Origin of the sequence: Actinomadura sp. NPDC000600 (genome assembly GCF_040492135.1) — a bacterium.
Classification (GTDB): domain Bacteria; phylum Actinomycetota; class Actinomycetes; order Streptosporangiales; family Streptosporangiaceae; genus Spirillospora.
The window spans coordinates 28,170-42,376 of record NZ_JBEUPD010000006.1 but is presented as its reverse complement, the minus strand read 5'-3'; the positions used below and the strand labels follow the sequence as shown (position 1 = coordinate 42,376).

Annotated in this window: 17 protein-coding genes; 8 read left to right on the top strand and 9 right to left on the bottom strand. The window is 70.1% G+C overall.

The genetic code is table 11. The features are described 5' to 3' along the window. Positions 1-28 precede the first annotated feature (28 nt). The 4 genes from ABWI07_RS10935 to ABWI07_RS10920 form a co-directional block, all read right to left on the bottom strand. Positions 29-361: an ArsR/SmtB family transcription factor gene (locus ABWI07_RS10935; protein ID WP_149260317.1), complete on the bottom strand. Its 333-nt coding sequence runs from the start codon at positions 359-361 to the stop codon at positions 29-31. 298 nt (positions 362-659) lie between these two features. Next, entirely contained in the window at positions 660-1,901 is a 1,242-nt protein-coding gene (locus ABWI07_RS10930) for an RNA polymerase sigma factor (protein ID WP_149260316.1), read from the bottom strand. Beyond that, positions 1,898-2,269 (bottom strand): YciI family protein, encoded by a 372-nt coding sequence (locus ABWI07_RS10925; protein ID WP_149260315.1) that lies wholly within the window; start codon positions 2,267-2,269, stop codon positions 1,898-1,900. Before ABWI07_RS10925 ends, ABWI07_RS10930 begins: the two co-directional genes overlap by 4 nt. Before the next feature lie 58 nt (positions 2,270-2,327). Beyond that, on the bottom strand, positions 2,328-2,978 hold the full coding sequence (locus tag ABWI07_RS10920) for a DUF998 domain-containing protein (protein WP_353818445.1): 651 nt from the start codon (positions 2,976-2,978) through the stop codon (positions 2,328-2,330). Positions 2,979-3,133: 155 nt separating this feature from the next. Here ABWI07_RS10920 and ABWI07_RS10915 point away from each other — a divergent pair, with 155 nt between their 5' ends. After that, the gene (locus tag ABWI07_RS10915) at positions 3,134-3,604 is read left to right on the top strand and encodes a hypothetical protein (protein ID WP_353818444.1); all 471 of its coding nucleotides are present in this window, start codon (positions 3,134-3,136) and stop codon (positions 3,602-3,604) included. Positions 3,605-3,769: 165 nt separating this feature from the next. Here ABWI07_RS10915 and ABWI07_RS10910 read toward each other — a convergent pair whose 3' ends face one another. After that, positions 3,770-4,300 (bottom strand): RICIN domain-containing protein, encoded by a 531-nt coding sequence (locus ABWI07_RS10910; RefSeq protein WP_353818443.1) that lies wholly within the window; start codon positions 4,298-4,300, stop codon positions 3,770-3,772. Positions 4,301-4,514: 214 nt separating this feature from the next. Between ABWI07_RS10910 and ABWI07_RS10905 the strand changes: the two genes are divergently transcribed. The 4 genes from ABWI07_RS10905 to ABWI07_RS10890 all read left to right on the top strand — a co-directional run bounded on the left by ABWI07_RS10905 (position 4,515) and on the right by ABWI07_RS10890 (position 9,366). Continuing rightward, positions 4,515-7,361 (top strand): AfsR/SARP family transcriptional regulator, encoded by a 2,847-nt coding sequence (locus ABWI07_RS10905; RefSeq protein WP_353818442.1) that lies wholly within the window; start codon positions 4,515-4,517, stop codon positions 7,359-7,361. Positions 7,362-7,452: 91 nt separating this feature from the next. After that, on the top strand, positions 7,453-8,160 hold the full coding sequence (locus tag ABWI07_RS10900) for a DUF6518 family protein (RefSeq protein WP_353818441.1): 708 nt from the start codon (positions 7,453-7,455) through the stop codon (positions 8,158-8,160). Positions 8,161-8,193: 33 nt separating this feature from the next. Beyond that, positions 8,194-8,871, top strand: coding sequence for an MmpS family transport accessory protein (locus ABWI07_RS10895; protein WP_353818440.1), 678 nt, complete (start codon positions 8,194-8,196; stop codon positions 8,869-8,871). A 123-nt stretch (positions 8,872-8,994) separates the two neighbouring features. Continuing rightward, positions 8,995-9,366 carry a hypothetical protein gene (locus ABWI07_RS10890; RefSeq protein WP_353818439.1) on the top strand — a complete coding sequence of 124 codons (372 nt, stop codon included), beginning with the start codon at positions 8,995-8,997 and terminating at the stop codon, positions 9,364-9,366. Between the two features lie 39 nt (positions 9,367-9,405). Here the strand turns inward: ABWI07_RS10890 and ABWI07_RS10885 are convergent, their stop codons facing one another. Next, positions 9,406-9,903 carry a pyridoxamine 5'-phosphate oxidase family protein gene (locus ABWI07_RS10885; RefSeq protein ID WP_353818438.1) on the bottom strand — a complete coding sequence of 166 codons (498 nt, stop codon included), beginning with the start codon at positions 9,901-9,903 and terminating at the stop codon, positions 9,406-9,408. Positions 9,904-10,275: 372 nt separating this feature from the next. Here ABWI07_RS10885 and ABWI07_RS10880 point away from each other — a divergent pair, with 372 nt between their 5' ends. Next, positions 10,276-10,872, top strand: a complete 597-nt coding sequence (locus ABWI07_RS10880; RefSeq protein ID WP_353818437.1) for an RNA polymerase sigma factor — start codon at positions 10,276-10,278, stop codon at positions 10,870-10,872. Continuing rightward, positions 10,872-11,936 carry a CU044_5270 family protein gene (locus ABWI07_RS10875; RefSeq protein ID WP_353818436.1) on the top strand — a complete coding sequence of 355 codons (1,065 nt, stop codon included), beginning with the start codon at positions 10,872-10,874 and terminating at the stop codon, positions 11,934-11,936. The genes ABWI07_RS10880 and ABWI07_RS10875 overlap by 1 nt, the downstream gene beginning before the upstream one ends. 34 nt (positions 11,937-11,970) lie before the next feature. Here ABWI07_RS10875 and ABWI07_RS10870 read toward each other — a convergent pair whose 3' ends face one another. From ABWI07_RS10870 to ABWI07_RS10860, 3 genes are all read right to left on the bottom strand, one after another. Next, a complete protein-coding gene (locus tag ABWI07_RS10870; protein WP_353818435.1) occupies positions 11,971-12,249 on the bottom strand; it encodes a hypothetical protein in 279 nt (92 codons plus the stop codon). Positions 12,250-12,585: 336 nt separating this feature from the next. Further along, positions 12,586-12,771, bottom strand: a complete 186-nt coding sequence (locus tag ABWI07_RS10865) for a DUF397 domain-containing protein (protein ID WP_353818434.1) — start codon at positions 12,769-12,771, stop codon at positions 12,586-12,588. Beyond that, positions 12,768-13,580 carry a helix-turn-helix domain-containing protein gene (locus tag ABWI07_RS10860; RefSeq protein ID WP_353818433.1) on the bottom strand — a complete coding sequence of 271 codons (813 nt, stop codon included), beginning with the start codon at positions 13,578-13,580 and terminating at the stop codon, positions 12,768-12,770. Before ABWI07_RS10860 ends, ABWI07_RS10865 begins: the two co-directional genes overlap by 4 nt. A 100-nt stretch (positions 13,581-13,680) precedes the next feature. On the opposite strand from ABWI07_RS10860, the gene ABWI07_RS10855 reads away from it, so the two are divergent. Then, positions 13,681-14,109 (top strand): ATP-binding protein, encoded by a 429-nt coding sequence (locus ABWI07_RS10855; protein ID WP_353818432.1) that lies wholly within the window; start codon positions 13,681-13,683, stop codon positions 14,107-14,109. The last annotated feature ends 98 nt before the right edge of the window (positions 14,110-14,207 follow it).

Sequence of the window (14,207 nt, the reverse complement as noted above, 5' to 3'; positions counted from 1 at the left end):
ATCATATCGACATATCGCGATTCGTCAATCAAACGGTGATGGCGAGCGCCTCCGCCAGTCGCGCCACCCGCTCCTCGTCGCGCCGGTAGTGGGTCCACTTGCCCACCCGGGTGGAACGCACCAGCCCGGCCCGTTCGAGCGTGCTCATGTAGCTGGACACGGTCGACTGGGCGAGCCCCGCCTTCGCCTGGATGTGCGTGACGCACACGCCGACCGCCTGGCGGTCCGCGATCGGCTCCCAATCGCCGAAGTGCCTCTCGGGGTCCTTGAGCCACTGCATGATCTGCAATCGCGCGGGATTCCCGAGGGCCTTGAACGCCTCGATCAGCTCCTCGGCACCCAACTCCGCCACCGCCGCCATGCGCCCATCCCCTCGTCAATCAAACCGACGGACCACGATATCTCGATGCAGAGGGGCGGCGGGGAGCCCACAGCCGCCTTCAACGAGGGCCGGGCGTTCAGCGAACCACCGACCGGATGAGCGTCTGTGGCGTGATCGCCTCCACGTCCTGGGTGGTCATCCGCTCACCACCGCGACCTTGCCGCGCAGCGTCTGCCGCGTCGCACTGGCCACGGTCCTGCGACGGCGGACGTCCTGCCTCATACGGGACACCGACCGAGCGCGACGGCAGTGGCCCGCTTCCGTTCATCATCCGGGGTCAGGCGAGGCGGTCGGCTTTGGCGAGCAGGTAGCGCTGTTCGACCTGGTTGCCGGTCAGGGCGGCCGCCTGGCGGTACAGGTCGGCTGCGGTGGCGGTGTCGCCGGTCATCTGGAGGAGGTGGGCGCGTACCGCACGTTCACGTTGCCGGGTCAGGGGCTCCCGGTCCAGGTGGTGCCGGCTGTTGAGATCGTCCAGAAGGGCCAGCCCTCGGGCCGGTCCGTACGCTTGGGCGACCGCCACCACGCGGCTGAGCCGGACGGGCGCGGTGGGGACGAGCCGTTCGAGCCAGAGGTACAGCATCGCGATCTGCGGCCAGTCGGTCTCCTGCGGCGACGCCGCCGCCGCGTGCACGGACGCGATGGCCGCCTGAAGCCGGTACGGGCCCGCCGCACCGCGGTTCCAGACGCTGTCGATCAGCTCGGTGCCCTCGCGGATCAGCTCGGGGTCCCACCGCGCGCGGTCCTGCTCGTCCAGCGGCACGAGTTCGTGGTCGGCGCCGGTGCGCGCGTCCCGCCGTGAGTCGGTGAGCAGCATCAACGCCAGCAGGCCGGTCGCCTCGGCGTCGTCCGGGAGCGAGGCGCGGAGCATGCGGGCCAGCCGGATCGCCTCCCGGGTCAGGTCGACGCGGGCGAGCTCGCGACCCGCCGTGGCCGTGTAGCCCTCGTTGAAGACGAGGTAGAGCACCTGCATCACGGCGGCCGTCCGAGCGTCCCGGTCGGCGTCGGTCGGCGGGGTGAAGCGGGCGCCGGCACGGGCGAGCTGCTGTTTGGCGCGGCTGATCCGCGTGCCCATGGTGGCCTCGGACGTGCCGAGGGCGTGCGCGACCTCGGCGGTCGTCAGGCCGCCGACCGCACGCAGGGTCAGCGCGACCTGGGACGTGGTGCTCAGCGCGGGGTGGCAGCACAGCATCAGCAGGGTGAGGCTGTCGTCCATCTCCTGCGGGGGACCGGCCTGGCGGGACGGTTCCCGCATGGCCAGCTCCGCCATCCCGGCTTCGGTCTCGCGCCGGCGCCGGGCCTGGTCGGAGCGGAGCAGGTCGACCATCCGCCGGTAGCCGATCCTGATCAGCCGGCTCCGCGGATCGCTCGGCACGCCGTGGGCGGACCAGTCCCGGCCCGCGGCCAGCAGCGCCTCCTGGACGGCGTCCTCGGCGATGTCGAAGCGGCCGAAGCGCCGCACCAGGGCGCCGAGCACCTGCGGCGCCTCCGTGCGCAGCAGATGCTCGACCTCGCCGTTCACGCCGTGAACTCCTCCCCCATGATCGGCCGGATCTCGATCGGCTCGCCGAGCACCTCGACGATCCGCGAGGCGATCTCCACGGCGCGCTCCCGGCCGGTCACGTCGACCACGGCGAAGCTGGCCAGGACCTCCTTGAGCTCGGCGAACGGCCCGTCGGTCGCGACCACGCCGCCCGGTCCCCTGCGGACCGTGGTGCTCACCACCGGATGGCCGAGGCCCTCGCCGGCGACGAACTCGCCGGTCTCGGTCAGTTCCCGCTGGAACTCCTGGTACGCGGCGAACGCGGCGAGCGCCTCCTCCGACGGGGTGTCGGCGGTCGCGGCGTCCCAGGCGGCGGCCGGGGTGTAGCTGAGCAGCAGGTATTTCATGGCGATCCTCTCCTTGCCTCACCAGTGTGCGGGACCGGGTTCCAGCCGTCTAACCAGGTCAAGCCGGGTATGACGGGCGGTGCACGGACACCGCGACGGCGGTCGTCCAACTGAAGGCGACCAGGCCGTTGAGCGCGATCTGCAGGCTCATGTGGTCCGGTGACATCGGCACCAGCAGGACGAGCGCCACGGCGCCGTTCAGCACGGCCGGCCACACGGCCCGCCGGCGCACGCAGCGGACGGTCATCATGACGGCCGCGATGGCCAGCGCGGTGAAGGCGACGGCAGCCGCGACCGAATGCGCGACACCGTGCCAGGACATCCGGGCGACGGGCCCCTCCGGGGTGCCGGCCGGAAAGCCGTTCTCCGGATCCATCGGGAACAGCCCGGCGGCGACCAGGCCGACCCCGAAGACCGCGACGAAGACGGGCACGGTCCGCCGGCCGACCCCCTCGGTGATCGAGTGCTTGAGGCCGACGGCCAGGGCGACGCAGCCCAGTCCCGTCAGCACGAACGTGGCGATCTGGATCCAGCCGAGCCCACCGGTGGCGAGCTGGCTGATCGGGTGCCGGGTGATGTCGAAGCCCTCGCGCATGGCCATCTGAGCGACGGCGGAGACGAGGAACAACGGCCCAGCGAGAGCCCCCGCGATCAACGCGCGGGACGTGGGACGGGCGGCGCGGGACGACGGGGCGATGGCGGCGGCCATGGATTCCTCCTCTGTCGACGGGTCTCGCCGCTACCTCGGACCCGCGTCCAGGATCTCGACACCATCAGAAAGTGACCTAGGTCACAGATGAGCGCTGTCAGAACCGACCGAGTCGCTCCGAGGTACCCGCGACCACCTACACAGAGGAGGACGCGATGTCCGAGCCCACCACGAGCGAGCCCGCCACGAACGAGGCCGCGCAGCCGAGCGCCGAGGTGCAGGCCCTTGATCGCCTGGTCGGCACCTGGAAGGTCACCGGGGGAGCCGAAGGGACGGTGCGCTACGAGTGGATGCCGGGCCGCCACTTCCTGCTCCAGCACGTCGACCTCACCCAGTCCGACCAGCCCGTCACCGGCATGGAAGTGATCGGCAAGCTCCGCCCGTTCGGCGAGCCCACCGGCGAGGAGGTGGTGTCGCGGTACTACGACTCGCTCGGCAACACCTTCGACTACGTCTACGAACTGACCGGCGACGAACTGACCGGCGGCAAGCTGACCATCTGGGGCGGCGTCCGCGGCGGCCCCGCCTACTTCGAAGGCACCTTCAGCGCCGACGGCGCAACCGTCACCGGCGAATGGGTCTACCCGGGCGGCGGCGGATACCAGTCCACCATGACCCGCCTCTGAGACCCCTCGGACCCGTCTCTGCCATCCAAAACGACCAGGAGCGCCGGACCCTCGACGGCCCGGCGCTCCTAGTCCCCAGCACCGGCAATCCGGCGGCGGGCGACCTCGGCCGAGGCGGTGCGGCCAGGACGGACCGCACCGCCACGTCGGCCTGGCGGCCCCCGATCAGCGCCAGGCCTGGTAGTGCTGCCAGTTGCAGGGCCAGGTGCGCAGGTGGCTCTCGTCCCCGTGGTCGTCCAGGCACCGGTCGGTCGCCACGCTCTTGATCTGGATGGCGCCTCCCTCGTACGGGGCGATGCGCCACTTCTGGAAGTTGGAGTTGTTGCAGGGGAAGGTGCGCAGGTTCCCCATGTCCCCGTGGTCGTCCAGGCAACGCGCGGTGGCGACGTTCTTCAGGACGCGGGCGTCGCCCACGACGAAGACCTCCCACTTCTGGAAGTTGGAGTTGTTGCAGGGGAACGTGCGCAGGTTCCCCATGCCTCCGTGGTCGTCCAGGCAACGCTTGGTCGCGTCGTTCTGGTAGGTCTGGCTTACCTTGAGGGCCGCGGTGGTGCCGGACGGGGCCGCGGCGTCTCGGGGCGCCGCGTCCGCCGCGCCCGCCGCGGCGACGCTTGCCGCGGTGAGGGCGAGGAACGCCGACCCCATGGCCAGCACGCGAGCCGTACGTGCGGGCAGGGCGGTGGGTATGCGGGTCATGAGTAAGGATCCCTTCGAGGGTTCGTCGGCTGCGGGCGGTTGCGCCGCCGCAGCGAGGGGAGCGTCGCGCCGTCGGCGGTTCGCCTCCGGCGTCTGCGCTCCACCATCCCGACCTGCGCTGTCGTCCCGGTCACGTCGTGGTCACTCTGGCCCCTGATCTGCGGGTCGATGCGGAGAGTATGCGTTTACTAACACATTGTTATATCTTTGGACAGTGAACCCCCGGTACGAGTTCGGGATCTTGGGGCCTCTCGAGGCCGTGCGCGACGGCGTGCGCGTGCCGATCCGCGCCGGTCAGCACCGCGTCCTTCTTGCGGCGCTGCTCGTCGACGCGGGCCGGATCGTCTCGGTGGACGCCCTCGCGTTCCGGCTGTGGGGCGACGACCCGCCCCAGGGAGCGCGGAACGCCGTCCAGAACTACGTCCTGCGGCTCCGCCGGACGCTCGGCCCGGGCATCGTGGTCACCGATCGTCGCGGTTACGTGCTCAAGGTGCCGCCCGAGGGCGTGGACGCGCGCCGGTTCGACGCCCTCGTCCGGCAGGGGGCCACCGCGTCGTCCGCAGGCGACCCCGATAGCGCCGCGGAGCTGCTCGGCGAGGCGCTGGCGCTCTGGAGGGGCGAACCCTTGGCCGACCTGCCCGCGGAACGGTTCCAGGACGTCGTCCCGGCGCTGTGCGAGCGGCATCTCGCCGCGCAGGAGCTGTGGATCGACGCGGTCATGCGGTGCGGACGTCCCGCCGACGTACTGCCGGAGCTGCGGAGGCTGACCGGCCGCCACCCCTTCCGGGAGCGCTTCTGGGCGCAGCAGATGCTGGCCCTCTACCAGTGCGGTCGGCAGGGAGAGGCGCTGGAGCGCTATCGCGAGGTCACCCGCCTCCTCGCCGACGAACTGGGGATCGATCCCGGGGACGAACTCCGGACGCTGCACCGGCGGATCCTCGCCTCCGCCCCCGAGCTCACCGCGACCCGCCGCGGCTCGCCGGCCGGAGAGGGGCATCTGCCCGCCGAGACGACGTCCTTCGTCGGCCGGGATATGGAGTTGGCCGAGACGCGCCGCCTGCTGCGCGCGTCGCGCCTGGTCACCCTGACCGGAGTCGGCGGAGTCGGCAAGACGAGGATGGCCCTGCGCGCCGCCGGGCAGATGAGGCCGCACTTCCCCGACGGGGTATGGCTGGCCGACCTGGCCGCGCTGACGGACTCGACGCTGGTGGCGCGCGCCGTCGCCGAGGCGCTGGGGCTCCGCGACCAGTCCGTGCGGTCCGCGATGGACGCCCTGGCCGACCACGTGCGCGATCGGCACCTGCTGCTCGTGCTCGACAACTGCGAGCATCTGGTCGACGCCGTGGCGCGACTCGTCCAGCGGTTGCTGTGCGCGGCGCCGAGCCTCCGGGTGCTCGCCACCAGCCGTGAGCGGCTGGGCGTACCGGGCGAGCACGTCCTGCTCGTCTCAGGCCTGACGCTCCGGCCCGGCGGTGACGGAGGCGCGTGCGAGGCCGTCCGCCTGCTGAGCGACCGGGCGGCGGCGTGCGCCGCTCCCTTGCGGGACGGCGGTTCCGCCGCCGAACTCTGCCGGCGCCTGGACGGCATCCCGCTGGCCATCGAACTGGCGGCGGTCCGCCTGACGTCCCTCACCGTCGAGGAGATCCTCGAACGCCTGGAGGACCGCTTCCGGCTGCTGTCCGTCCCCCAGTCGCCCGCGACGGACCGCTACCGTCGCACGCTGCGCGGGGTCATGGACCTGAGCTACAACCTGTGCACGCCAGGGGAGCGCCGGCTGTGGCCCCGGCTCTCGGTCTTCGCCGGCAGTTTCGACCTCAGGGCGGCCGAGGCAGTGTGCGCGGGCGACGGCATCGCCCGAGCCGACGTGCTCGACCTGATCACCGGCCTCATCCACAAGTCCGTCGTGGTGGTCGACGGCGACGGCCGCTCCGCGCGCTACCGGCTGCTGGAGACCATCCGCCAGTACGGGCTCGACCGGCTCCGGAGGGACGGCGACGCCGCCGGGTACCGCATACGCCACAGCGACCACTACCACTCCCTCGCGGCGGGCGCCGCCGCCGACTGGTGCAGCCCGCGAGAAGTCGAATGGCTGGACCGGCTGCGCACGGAGGTGCCCAACTTCCGCGCCGCCCTGGGGTTCTGCGTCAACCGCCCGGACCGGGTCCGGACCGGCGCGGACATCGCCGCCGACCTCACGCGCACCCGGTCCTGGTTCTTCAGCGGAACGCTGGGCGAGGCGCGCCACTGGCTCGAAAGCCTCGCGGCCGGTCTCGGCCCCGGCGTCCGCGAAGAGACGATCATGGTGACGGTCATGAAGGCCTTCATCGCGTCCATCCAGGGGGACCAGGCGGCCGCCGAGACGTTCATGAACGAGTGCCGCGACCTGGGCGCGCAGGCTCCCCCCGTGGCCTATGTCGAGGGCGTCCAGATGCTGCTGGCGCACGGTGACCCCGCCTGCATCGAGCGGTTGGCCCAGGCCCGCGAGAGGCTTCGGGACGCGGGCCACATCGGCGATGCCCACATGGCCACCATGTTCTGGGCGATGGCGGCCGCGTTTCTCGGGCACCAGAGCACCGCCGTGTCCGCATGCGAAACCTATGTAGCCGAGGCCGACGCCTCCGGAGCCGAGTGGGCGCGCACCTGGGCCCAATGGGCCACGGGCCTCACCGCCCTCCTGCACGGCGACCCGGCGACTGCGCTCACACCACTCTGCGACGCCCTCCTGCGGCAACGGGCCATGAACGACCGCTGGGGGCCTGCTTGGGGCGTCGAGACGCTTGCCTGGACGGCGAGCGTCCTAGGGAACCACCACCACGCCGCCCGCCTGCTGGGAGCCGCGCACCGCCAGCGCCAGGTGACCGGCGCCGCGCTCACCGGACTCCGCCCCTTCCACCTTCACCACACCCGCACCGAGACCCGGGTGCGCGAGCGCCTGGACCCGGCGGCCTACACCGAAGCCTGGCAACACGGCGCCCGCGCCGCAGACGGCATCGCACTGGCCCTCGCAGTCGCCAACGACCTCCGCCTACAAACGGCAGCAGACCAAAGCACACCTGGGTGACCGGACGTACCGACAGGCACCCGTCTAAGGCGCCCGGCCGTCGCGGCTTTCCCGTCGGCCGCCCTCATCGTCGATTGGCAGAATGCGCGGCATGCCGGAAAAGCCAGCCTTGTATGTCGCCATCGTCGCCACAGCGTCCGGGGCGCTCTTCGGGGCTGGGACCTCCCTCGTCAACGATCTCTCGTCGGAGTACGGGACGTTCGGCCGCGGGCTCGCCGACTCCCCTTTCGTCCCGGCGCTGAAGGTGTCGAGCATCCTCTTCGACGCCGGGTGGTCATGGGCCGCGCTGGCCGTCCTGACGGGCTGGTACGCGGTGTGGGCCAGACGCGGCGCCGAGCGCGCGGCACCGATCGGGGCGGCCTGCGGCGCGCTGGCCCTCCTGGGCGCATCGGTGGGGTACTTCTGCGCGGACGCCCCGCTGCGCCGCGAGCCACTGTCGAGCCATCTGGTCGAGATGGTCGTGTGGTCGATCGCGAGCCTCGTCCTCGGACCGCTACTCGGCGCCATCGGGTCGCAGGTCGTCCGGAAAGGCCTGATCGGGATGTTCGCGGGTCTGGCGGTGCCGGCCGGCGCGGTGGCGCAGACGCTGCTGCTGCGCGTCTCGGAGCCGGGGCGGACCGGCGCTCACACCACCGCGGAGGCCATCGTCTGCGTCGCGGCGGCGGCCGTCGCCGTGTTCGTCCTCGCCCGGACGCTCAGGGCTCGCAGGCTGATGGACGTCCCACCCGAACCCGGCGCGCGGACGCCGACGGCGGAGGCGCCGATTACGCGGAGTGTAATGGATGATCACCTTGGGTAGCTGACCGGGGAAGGTCGTTCCTGGGAGGTCGTCATGTCCGTGCCGGGCGGTGGGTACGGAGACCGCGGAGCTCCTCCACCCGGAGGGCCGCCCTCTGAGGGGCCGCCTCCTGGGGCGCCGCCTCCGGGAGGTCCGCCGCCGCCCGGAGGGCCACCGCCTGGGGCGCCTCGTGGGCAGCCGCAGCCGGGAAGCACCAACGCCCTGGCCATAGTCTCGTTGATCCTCGGCATCACTTGGCTGGGCTGGCTCGGCAGCATCCTGGCGGTCATCTTCGGGCACGTGTCGCTCTCCCAGATCAAGAGGTCCGGCCAGAGCGGCAGGGGCATGGCGATCGCGGGCCTGGTCCTCGGCTATCTCGGCATCGTGATCGGGGCGGTCGTCGTCATCTTCCTGGTCGTATTCGCCAACGAGACGGCGGAGAAGCAGACCCGCGTCGTGCTGGAGGCCGAAGGCTCCGGCGGTGCGGCCCGCGCAGACATCGCCTATTCGTTCGGCCAGGACTCCGGGCAGGCCAACGGCCGGTCACTGCCGTGGCGCCAGACGGCGTCCCGGAAGGTCAGCGGCTTTGACGTCATTTCGCTCGACGTACAGAACACGGGGGAGCGAGGCTCGGTCACCTGTCGCATCAGCGTGAACGGCAAGCTGGTCTCCAGCAACACATCCACCGGTCCTTACGCGGTCGCGTCCTGCTGGTCCGACCGCGTGGGCTGACCGGATCGGAAGCACGGGACCTGTCAGCCGACAAGACTCGATACCGACCGCCTTCCTCTGTCAGGTGTCCGGTGCGAAGGGCTCTCGACCAGGCCGGGACGGGTGGCTATGGACGGTGGTGGCATGGAGGAGGTTCTCGCCTACCTCGCCGCGGGCCTGGTCGGTCTGTGGGGGATCTCGCATGCGATTCCCACCAGGGCGGTCGTCGCCGGGTTCGGTGAGATCACCGAGGACAACCGGAGGGTGCTGACCCAGGAGTGGCTGGCCGAGGCCGTGTCCATGTGGTCGTTCGCCGCGCTGGTCATCGTGGTCACGGCGGTCGGCGGCGGGACGTCCGCCGCCGACTGGACCTACCGCGTCATCGCGGGGGCGCTGCTCGTCCTCGCGGCACTGACGACTCTCGCCGGCGCCCGCACGCCGGTCGTCTGGTTCAAGATCTGCCCAGTCCTGCTGACCAGTTCGGCCGGGCTGCTGCTGGCGGCCAGCTCTGTCTGAACCAAGGGGATGAGTCGACCCTGAGTCCATGCGGGCGAATCAGGCGTTCTGGCGTTCGGCCCGCTCCCGGACCAGCTCCTCGACCGCGCTGGGGAGCGTGGTCTCGAAGTCGATGAGCTTCACCCAGGTCGGGGTGACGACGATCCGGACCATGCCGTCGTAGAGCGAGCGGACCTCGGCCTCCCACTCGACGCGCTGCTCGGGCGTCATCTCGTAGCTGCCGTTCATCTGGAGGTACTCGTCCGGGATGCCGTCGACGACGTCGAGCTCGGCGCATCCCCGGATGAGCAGGATCTTCGGCGGGTGCACCTCGGTGTCGATCGTCAGCGCGACCTCGGGACGCTGCCGCAGGTGGCGCAGTTTCGGGGCGTTCTTGCTGGTGCACAGGACGATCTCCGAGCCGTTCCAGGTGAACGCGATCGGCACGTTGCGGGGCGTGCCGTCCTCGGCGACATAGGCCAGGCGGGTCAGATCGCGGGCCAGCAGCTCCTGGCTGAACGGCCGGTCGAGGATCTCGTCGATCTCGTGCTGCTCCATGGTCATCGCTCCTTGGCTCGCGTCGTCGAGCGCCCCGTTCGCGGCCGCCCGTGCCCCTGGGACGGAGCCACCCCTCCCCTCTCGACATCCCCGGCCACGAAATCCCAGAACTTTCTGGAACCAGCCCGAACAGCGCCTGCCGACCAACCAGCGATGTGGGGCGACGTCCAGCACCGAACACGCCAACCGGACCCGCCGCGCCGCCCCGATGTCGGCTCGGCCGCGACGGCGGATGGACGCAGATAGACGCAGAAGGACTCGCATGTACCGGAGCAGGGCGAATAGGCGCGTGAACTCGTTTGGCGAATTCGGGCAACAACCCATCGCAACCACACGAAGGGACGCCATGACGCATCGAGATGGGCCCACCCCGTGACCGGCGCCGCCGCCGATCAGCGAACGGCGCGGGTCCTGAGCGACGCGGAGGTGATCCGGCACTCGCTGACCGAACCGGAGACCTTTTCGGTGCTGTTCGAACGGTACGGCAGCCAGATCCAGCAGTACGCGGCGCGACGGCTCGGCTGGCAGACGGCTGAGGACATCGTCGCCGAGACATTTTTCGTCGCGTTCCGGCAGCGCGCCTCCTACGACCTGGCGCAGCCGGTGGCGCGGCCTTGGCTGTACGGGATCGAGACCAACCTCATCGCGCGGCACCGTCGCACCGAGGAACGCATGTACCGGGCACTCCGGCGCACGGGACTCGACCCGCTCCCCGAGCCGCTCGCGGAGACCGTCGTCCGGCGGGTGGACGCGCAGGTCGAGGACCGCCGCCTGGCCGGGGTGATCGCGGCGCTCCACCGCCGCGACCGCGACGTGCTGCTGCTGGTCGCCTGGGCCGAACTCAGCTACGAGGAGGTCGCGGCGGCGCTGGACGTGCCCATCGGCACCGTCCGATCCCGCCTCAACCGGGCTCGCCGCAAGATCCGCGCGGCGCTCGGCGACGTGGATTCGATCGGAGAGGAGCACTGATGGACGAACTCACGAAGGTGCGGGAGTTCCGCAAGACCGTTCCGCCGATGTCCGCCGAAGCCGAGGAGTCGGTGCGGCGCGGCCTGCGCGCGCTGGCCGCCGCCGACGGCCCCGCCCCCCGGCCCGCAGGCGGGACCATCCGGGGCCGGATCAGACGCCCTGCCTTTGGACGGTTCACACCATGGGTCCTGCCGACCGGGGCGATCCTGGCAGCGAGCGCCGTGGCGGGCGTGGTCATCCTGCACGATTCCGACGGGCCGCCACGTCCGACACATGCCTCAACGGCGCTTCCCACCACGGACGTCAAACCGTTCCCTGACGTCCGGCTCGCCAGCGCGGTAGAACTGGGCTCACGCGCCGCCCATGCCGCCGAGCGGCAGCCGTACCGCAAACCCGGTCCCAAGCAATGGGTCTACACGCGTGCGGTGAGCGCGGGCGGCTTCGACATGAGCACTTGGTGGAAGGGCGTCGACGTCAATTCCCGGATAACGTTCGAGGACTGGCACCGTGTCGACGGTGGCGGCCGGGCCCACTATTTCGGCGGCAAACTGCGCGTATTCCCCGCCGCCCCGTACGACCTGAAGAACCACACGAATGGACCGCTGTTCAACCTCGGCAACTACGACACGCTGCCCACGGCGCCCGGCGCACTCCTGCATCGCCTGTCCACGGCCCGGTATCCGACCCAGGTCGGCGAGACGTCCGCCGAGGACGTCTTCGAAACCATGGACGACATCCTCCGCGACCCGTCGCCGCCCAAGCTGCGAGCGGCCGTCTACCGTGCACTGCCCAAGGTCGAGGGCGTGACGCTGCGGAAGAACGTACGGGACGCCGCCGGCCGCCCAGGCGTCGCCTTCGCCCGCACCAACGACGTGGGCGAACAGACCAGCATCATCCTCGACCCCACCACCTACGCCTACCTGGGCTCTCGCGAGGACGTCGTGTACCCGCACACCTATAAGGGCGATGACGGCAAGCCGTACACGACGAAGCCGGGCACCGTCCTGTCGTGGTACGCGGAAGTGACCCAGAAGATCGTCGACCGCCCCGGCGCCCGCACCTGACATCGCGGCAACTCCAGCAGGCGCGACATGGGCTCTAGGGTTCCGCCGGTGGGTGGCCAAGGTCGCCGAGGGTGTCCTTGAGCCGCTCTCGGGCGGCGTCGAGACGGGCCGTGTAGTCGGGCATGAAGATTTCCACCAGCGACTTGTCCAGCGTTCCGGAGATCCGGTGGATCGGTGACCACACGGCTCGGTCTTCGTTCACCAGCTTGGCGAACTCCTTGTTGCCCTCCATGCGGTCGAGCCAGTCGGAGAGCACCAGAGCCTGATCACGCGTGAGCCTGATGGTGAAGTCGTCTTCGGGCAGCAAGTCCATGCGTCACATCCACAAGCCAACGGCTCGCCCCGCCCGGGCCACCGGCCACCAGCGCCGCCGTATCCCGTCGCTACGGGCACCGCGATGAGGCTACCCGTCGAGTCCATGAGGGAGGGGCGGACAGAGAGAAGGAGAAACGGCCGCGCCAGGCAGGCGAGTCGGAGTGCCCTACGCGCAGACACAGGTGGCCGGAACGACACAGACTGCCAGGAGCGGCACGCCTGCGAGAGCGGGTGTCATGGTGCCCAGCGTCAGGGCCCGGGACCGGCCCCGCCCTCGCGTCGATTCGGGTTTCGCCATAGATCGAAGGCGGGGCCGTCCGTGTTGTCCGGCGGGTTAGAGGTCCAGGTCTCCGCGCTTCACGCGGGTGACGAGTTGGGCGAATCTCGCGGGGGAGAGGGTGAGGTGTCCGGTGTCGGGTGCCTTGCTGTCCCTGATGCCGCGTCCCTGCGGGAGGGCGGCCACCTCCACGCATTCGTTCCCGGACGCGTTGCTCCGGCTGGCCTTCCGCCATTCGATCACTTCATGGCCTCCATAATCCGTGCGACATGACTCCGTGAGGCAGATGCGGACAAGGCTTCCGAGCCTATGAGGTCGTAGCGCCTTACGAAGTCGTCAAGCATCGTGGGGTCGTGCGTCAGTCTGCCACCTGTGTTGGCTTCCATGTAGGCCGCGGACCAGTTTGTTCCGTTCAGGAGGGTGAACGAGCCGTCCAGGCCGATATGCGCTCCGACCTCGCGTGGCACAGTGCGAAGGATGACGTTTCGCCTGTGGCTGAGGGTCACCAGATGGGCGAGTTGTTGACGCATAACCTCCGCCCCGCCAACCGGTTGTTCCAGTGCCGCCTCGTTGAGCAGGACGCGCAGTTCAGGGGGCTTTTCGCGTTCGAGGATCACTTGCCTGGCCATGCGTGCGGCGACGGCTGCCTCGACGTCCTCGATGATCTGGCCGTCTTCGAGCAGGGCTCGGGCGTAATCCTCCGTCTGGAGTAGTCCGGGAATGATCGCGAGCGCCCAGTAGCTCACGCGGGATGCTTTTTCCTCCAGCGGGGTGTACTGGGACCACCAGCCGGGGTCGTGTGTTCGCTCAGCTAAGCGTCGAAGTCGGGCGAAATGCCCGCGAGCGCGCCAAAGCAGGTCCAAAGTTTCGGCGTGCTTCATGGGAATATTTTCGCGACCCGATTCCCAGTTCGAAACATGGGATTTCGTCACGCCGAGAAGGTCGCCCAGGGCTTCCTGTGTCATGTTCCGCTCCGTGCGCCATATTCGCAGGTCAGAGGCGAGCCAGTGCCAGTGGTTGTTATCCGGATCAAGCTCGTTCGCCGAGGTCATTCAAGATCCTTAAAGTACAGGTTGGTTGATTGAATGGTATTTACCGTATCGGGAGGCGGCAGTCTTTCGCCAGAGCCCAGTCGGCGAAAGGTGGCCCGGTGTGAATGTCATTCAGGGCAATTGGGACAAGCTTCCATCAAAGGCGCCAAACGAATTCGCTCTCCGCTGGCGCGCGTATCCCGAGAGCGTGTATCTGACGCGTTCGCTGGTGACGCAGGCGTGTGAGGCGTGGGGGTTGGCGCAGCACGACTACGTGGGGCGCACGATCATGTCCGAGTTGGCGACCAACGCCGTGGTGCACGCCGTCGAGGGGCACGAGATCCAGGCGTGGGTCACGCTCTTGGACGGTGCCATCGAGTTCCGGGTGTGGGATCCGTCGCACGCTCCGCCGGTCGTGCCGACGGCCGATCCCGAGGCCGAGGGCGGCCGGGGCCTGATGGTGGTGCGGCTCCTGGCGACCGGCGGCTGCGGATACCGGCACGTCAACGGCGGTCGCGGCAAGGTCGTCTGGGCGCGGCTCGTCCTCTAGAACCCCCGCCCGTCCGGCGAGTGGCCGCACCCGACCCCCTGGGGTGCGACCGCGCTTCCCCCGCCTCGCCGGACGGGCGGGCTCAACGCCGGGTTTCC

Excerpts from the sequence above, each read along its gene's own strand:
- ABWI07_RS10935 (WP_149260317.1), bottom strand. The coding sequence starts at position 361 with ATGGCGGCGGTGGCGGAGTTGGGTGCCGAGGAGCTGATCGAGGCGTTC.
- ABWI07_RS10925 (WP_149260315.1), bottom strand. The coding sequence starts at position 2,269 with ATGAAATACCTGCTGCTCAGCTACACCCCGGCCGCCGCCTGGGACGCC.
- ABWI07_RS10920 (WP_353818445.1), bottom strand. The coding sequence starts at position 2,978 with ATGGCCGCCGCCATCGCCCCGTCGTCCCGCGCCGCCCGTCCCACGTCC.
- ABWI07_RS10915 (WP_353818444.1), top strand. The coding sequence starts at position 3,134 with ATGTCCGAGCCCACCACGAGCGAGCCCGCCACGAACGAGGCCGCGCAG.
- ABWI07_RS10910 (WP_353818443.1), bottom strand. The coding sequence starts at position 4,300 with ATGACCCGCATACCCACCGCCCTGCCCGCACGTACGGCTCGCGTGCTG.
- ABWI07_RS10900 (WP_353818441.1), top strand. The coding sequence starts at position 7,453 with ATGCCGGAAAAGCCAGCCTTGTATGTCGCCATCGTCGCCACAGCGTCC.
- ABWI07_RS10895 (WP_353818440.1), top strand. The coding sequence starts at position 8,194 with ATGTCCGTGCCGGGCGGTGGGTACGGAGACCGCGGAGCTCCTCCACCC.
- ABWI07_RS10890 (WP_353818439.1), top strand. The coding sequence starts at position 8,995 with ATGGAGGAGGTTCTCGCCTACCTCGCCGCGGGCCTGGTCGGTCTGTGG.
- ABWI07_RS10885 (WP_353818438.1), bottom strand. The coding sequence starts at position 9,903 with ATGGAGCAGCACGAGATCGACGAGATCCTCGACCGGCCGTTCAGCCAG.
- ABWI07_RS10875 (WP_353818436.1), top strand. The coding sequence starts at position 10,872 with ATGGACGAACTCACGAAGGTGCGGGAGTTCCGCAAGACCGTTCCGCCG.
- ABWI07_RS10870 (WP_353818435.1), bottom strand. The coding sequence starts at position 12,249 with ATGGACTTGCTGCCCGAAGACGACTTCACCATCAGGCTCACGCGTGAT.
- ABWI07_RS10860 (WP_353818433.1), bottom strand. The coding sequence starts at position 13,580 with ATGACCTCGGCGAACGAGCTTGATCCGGATAACAACCACTGGCACTGG.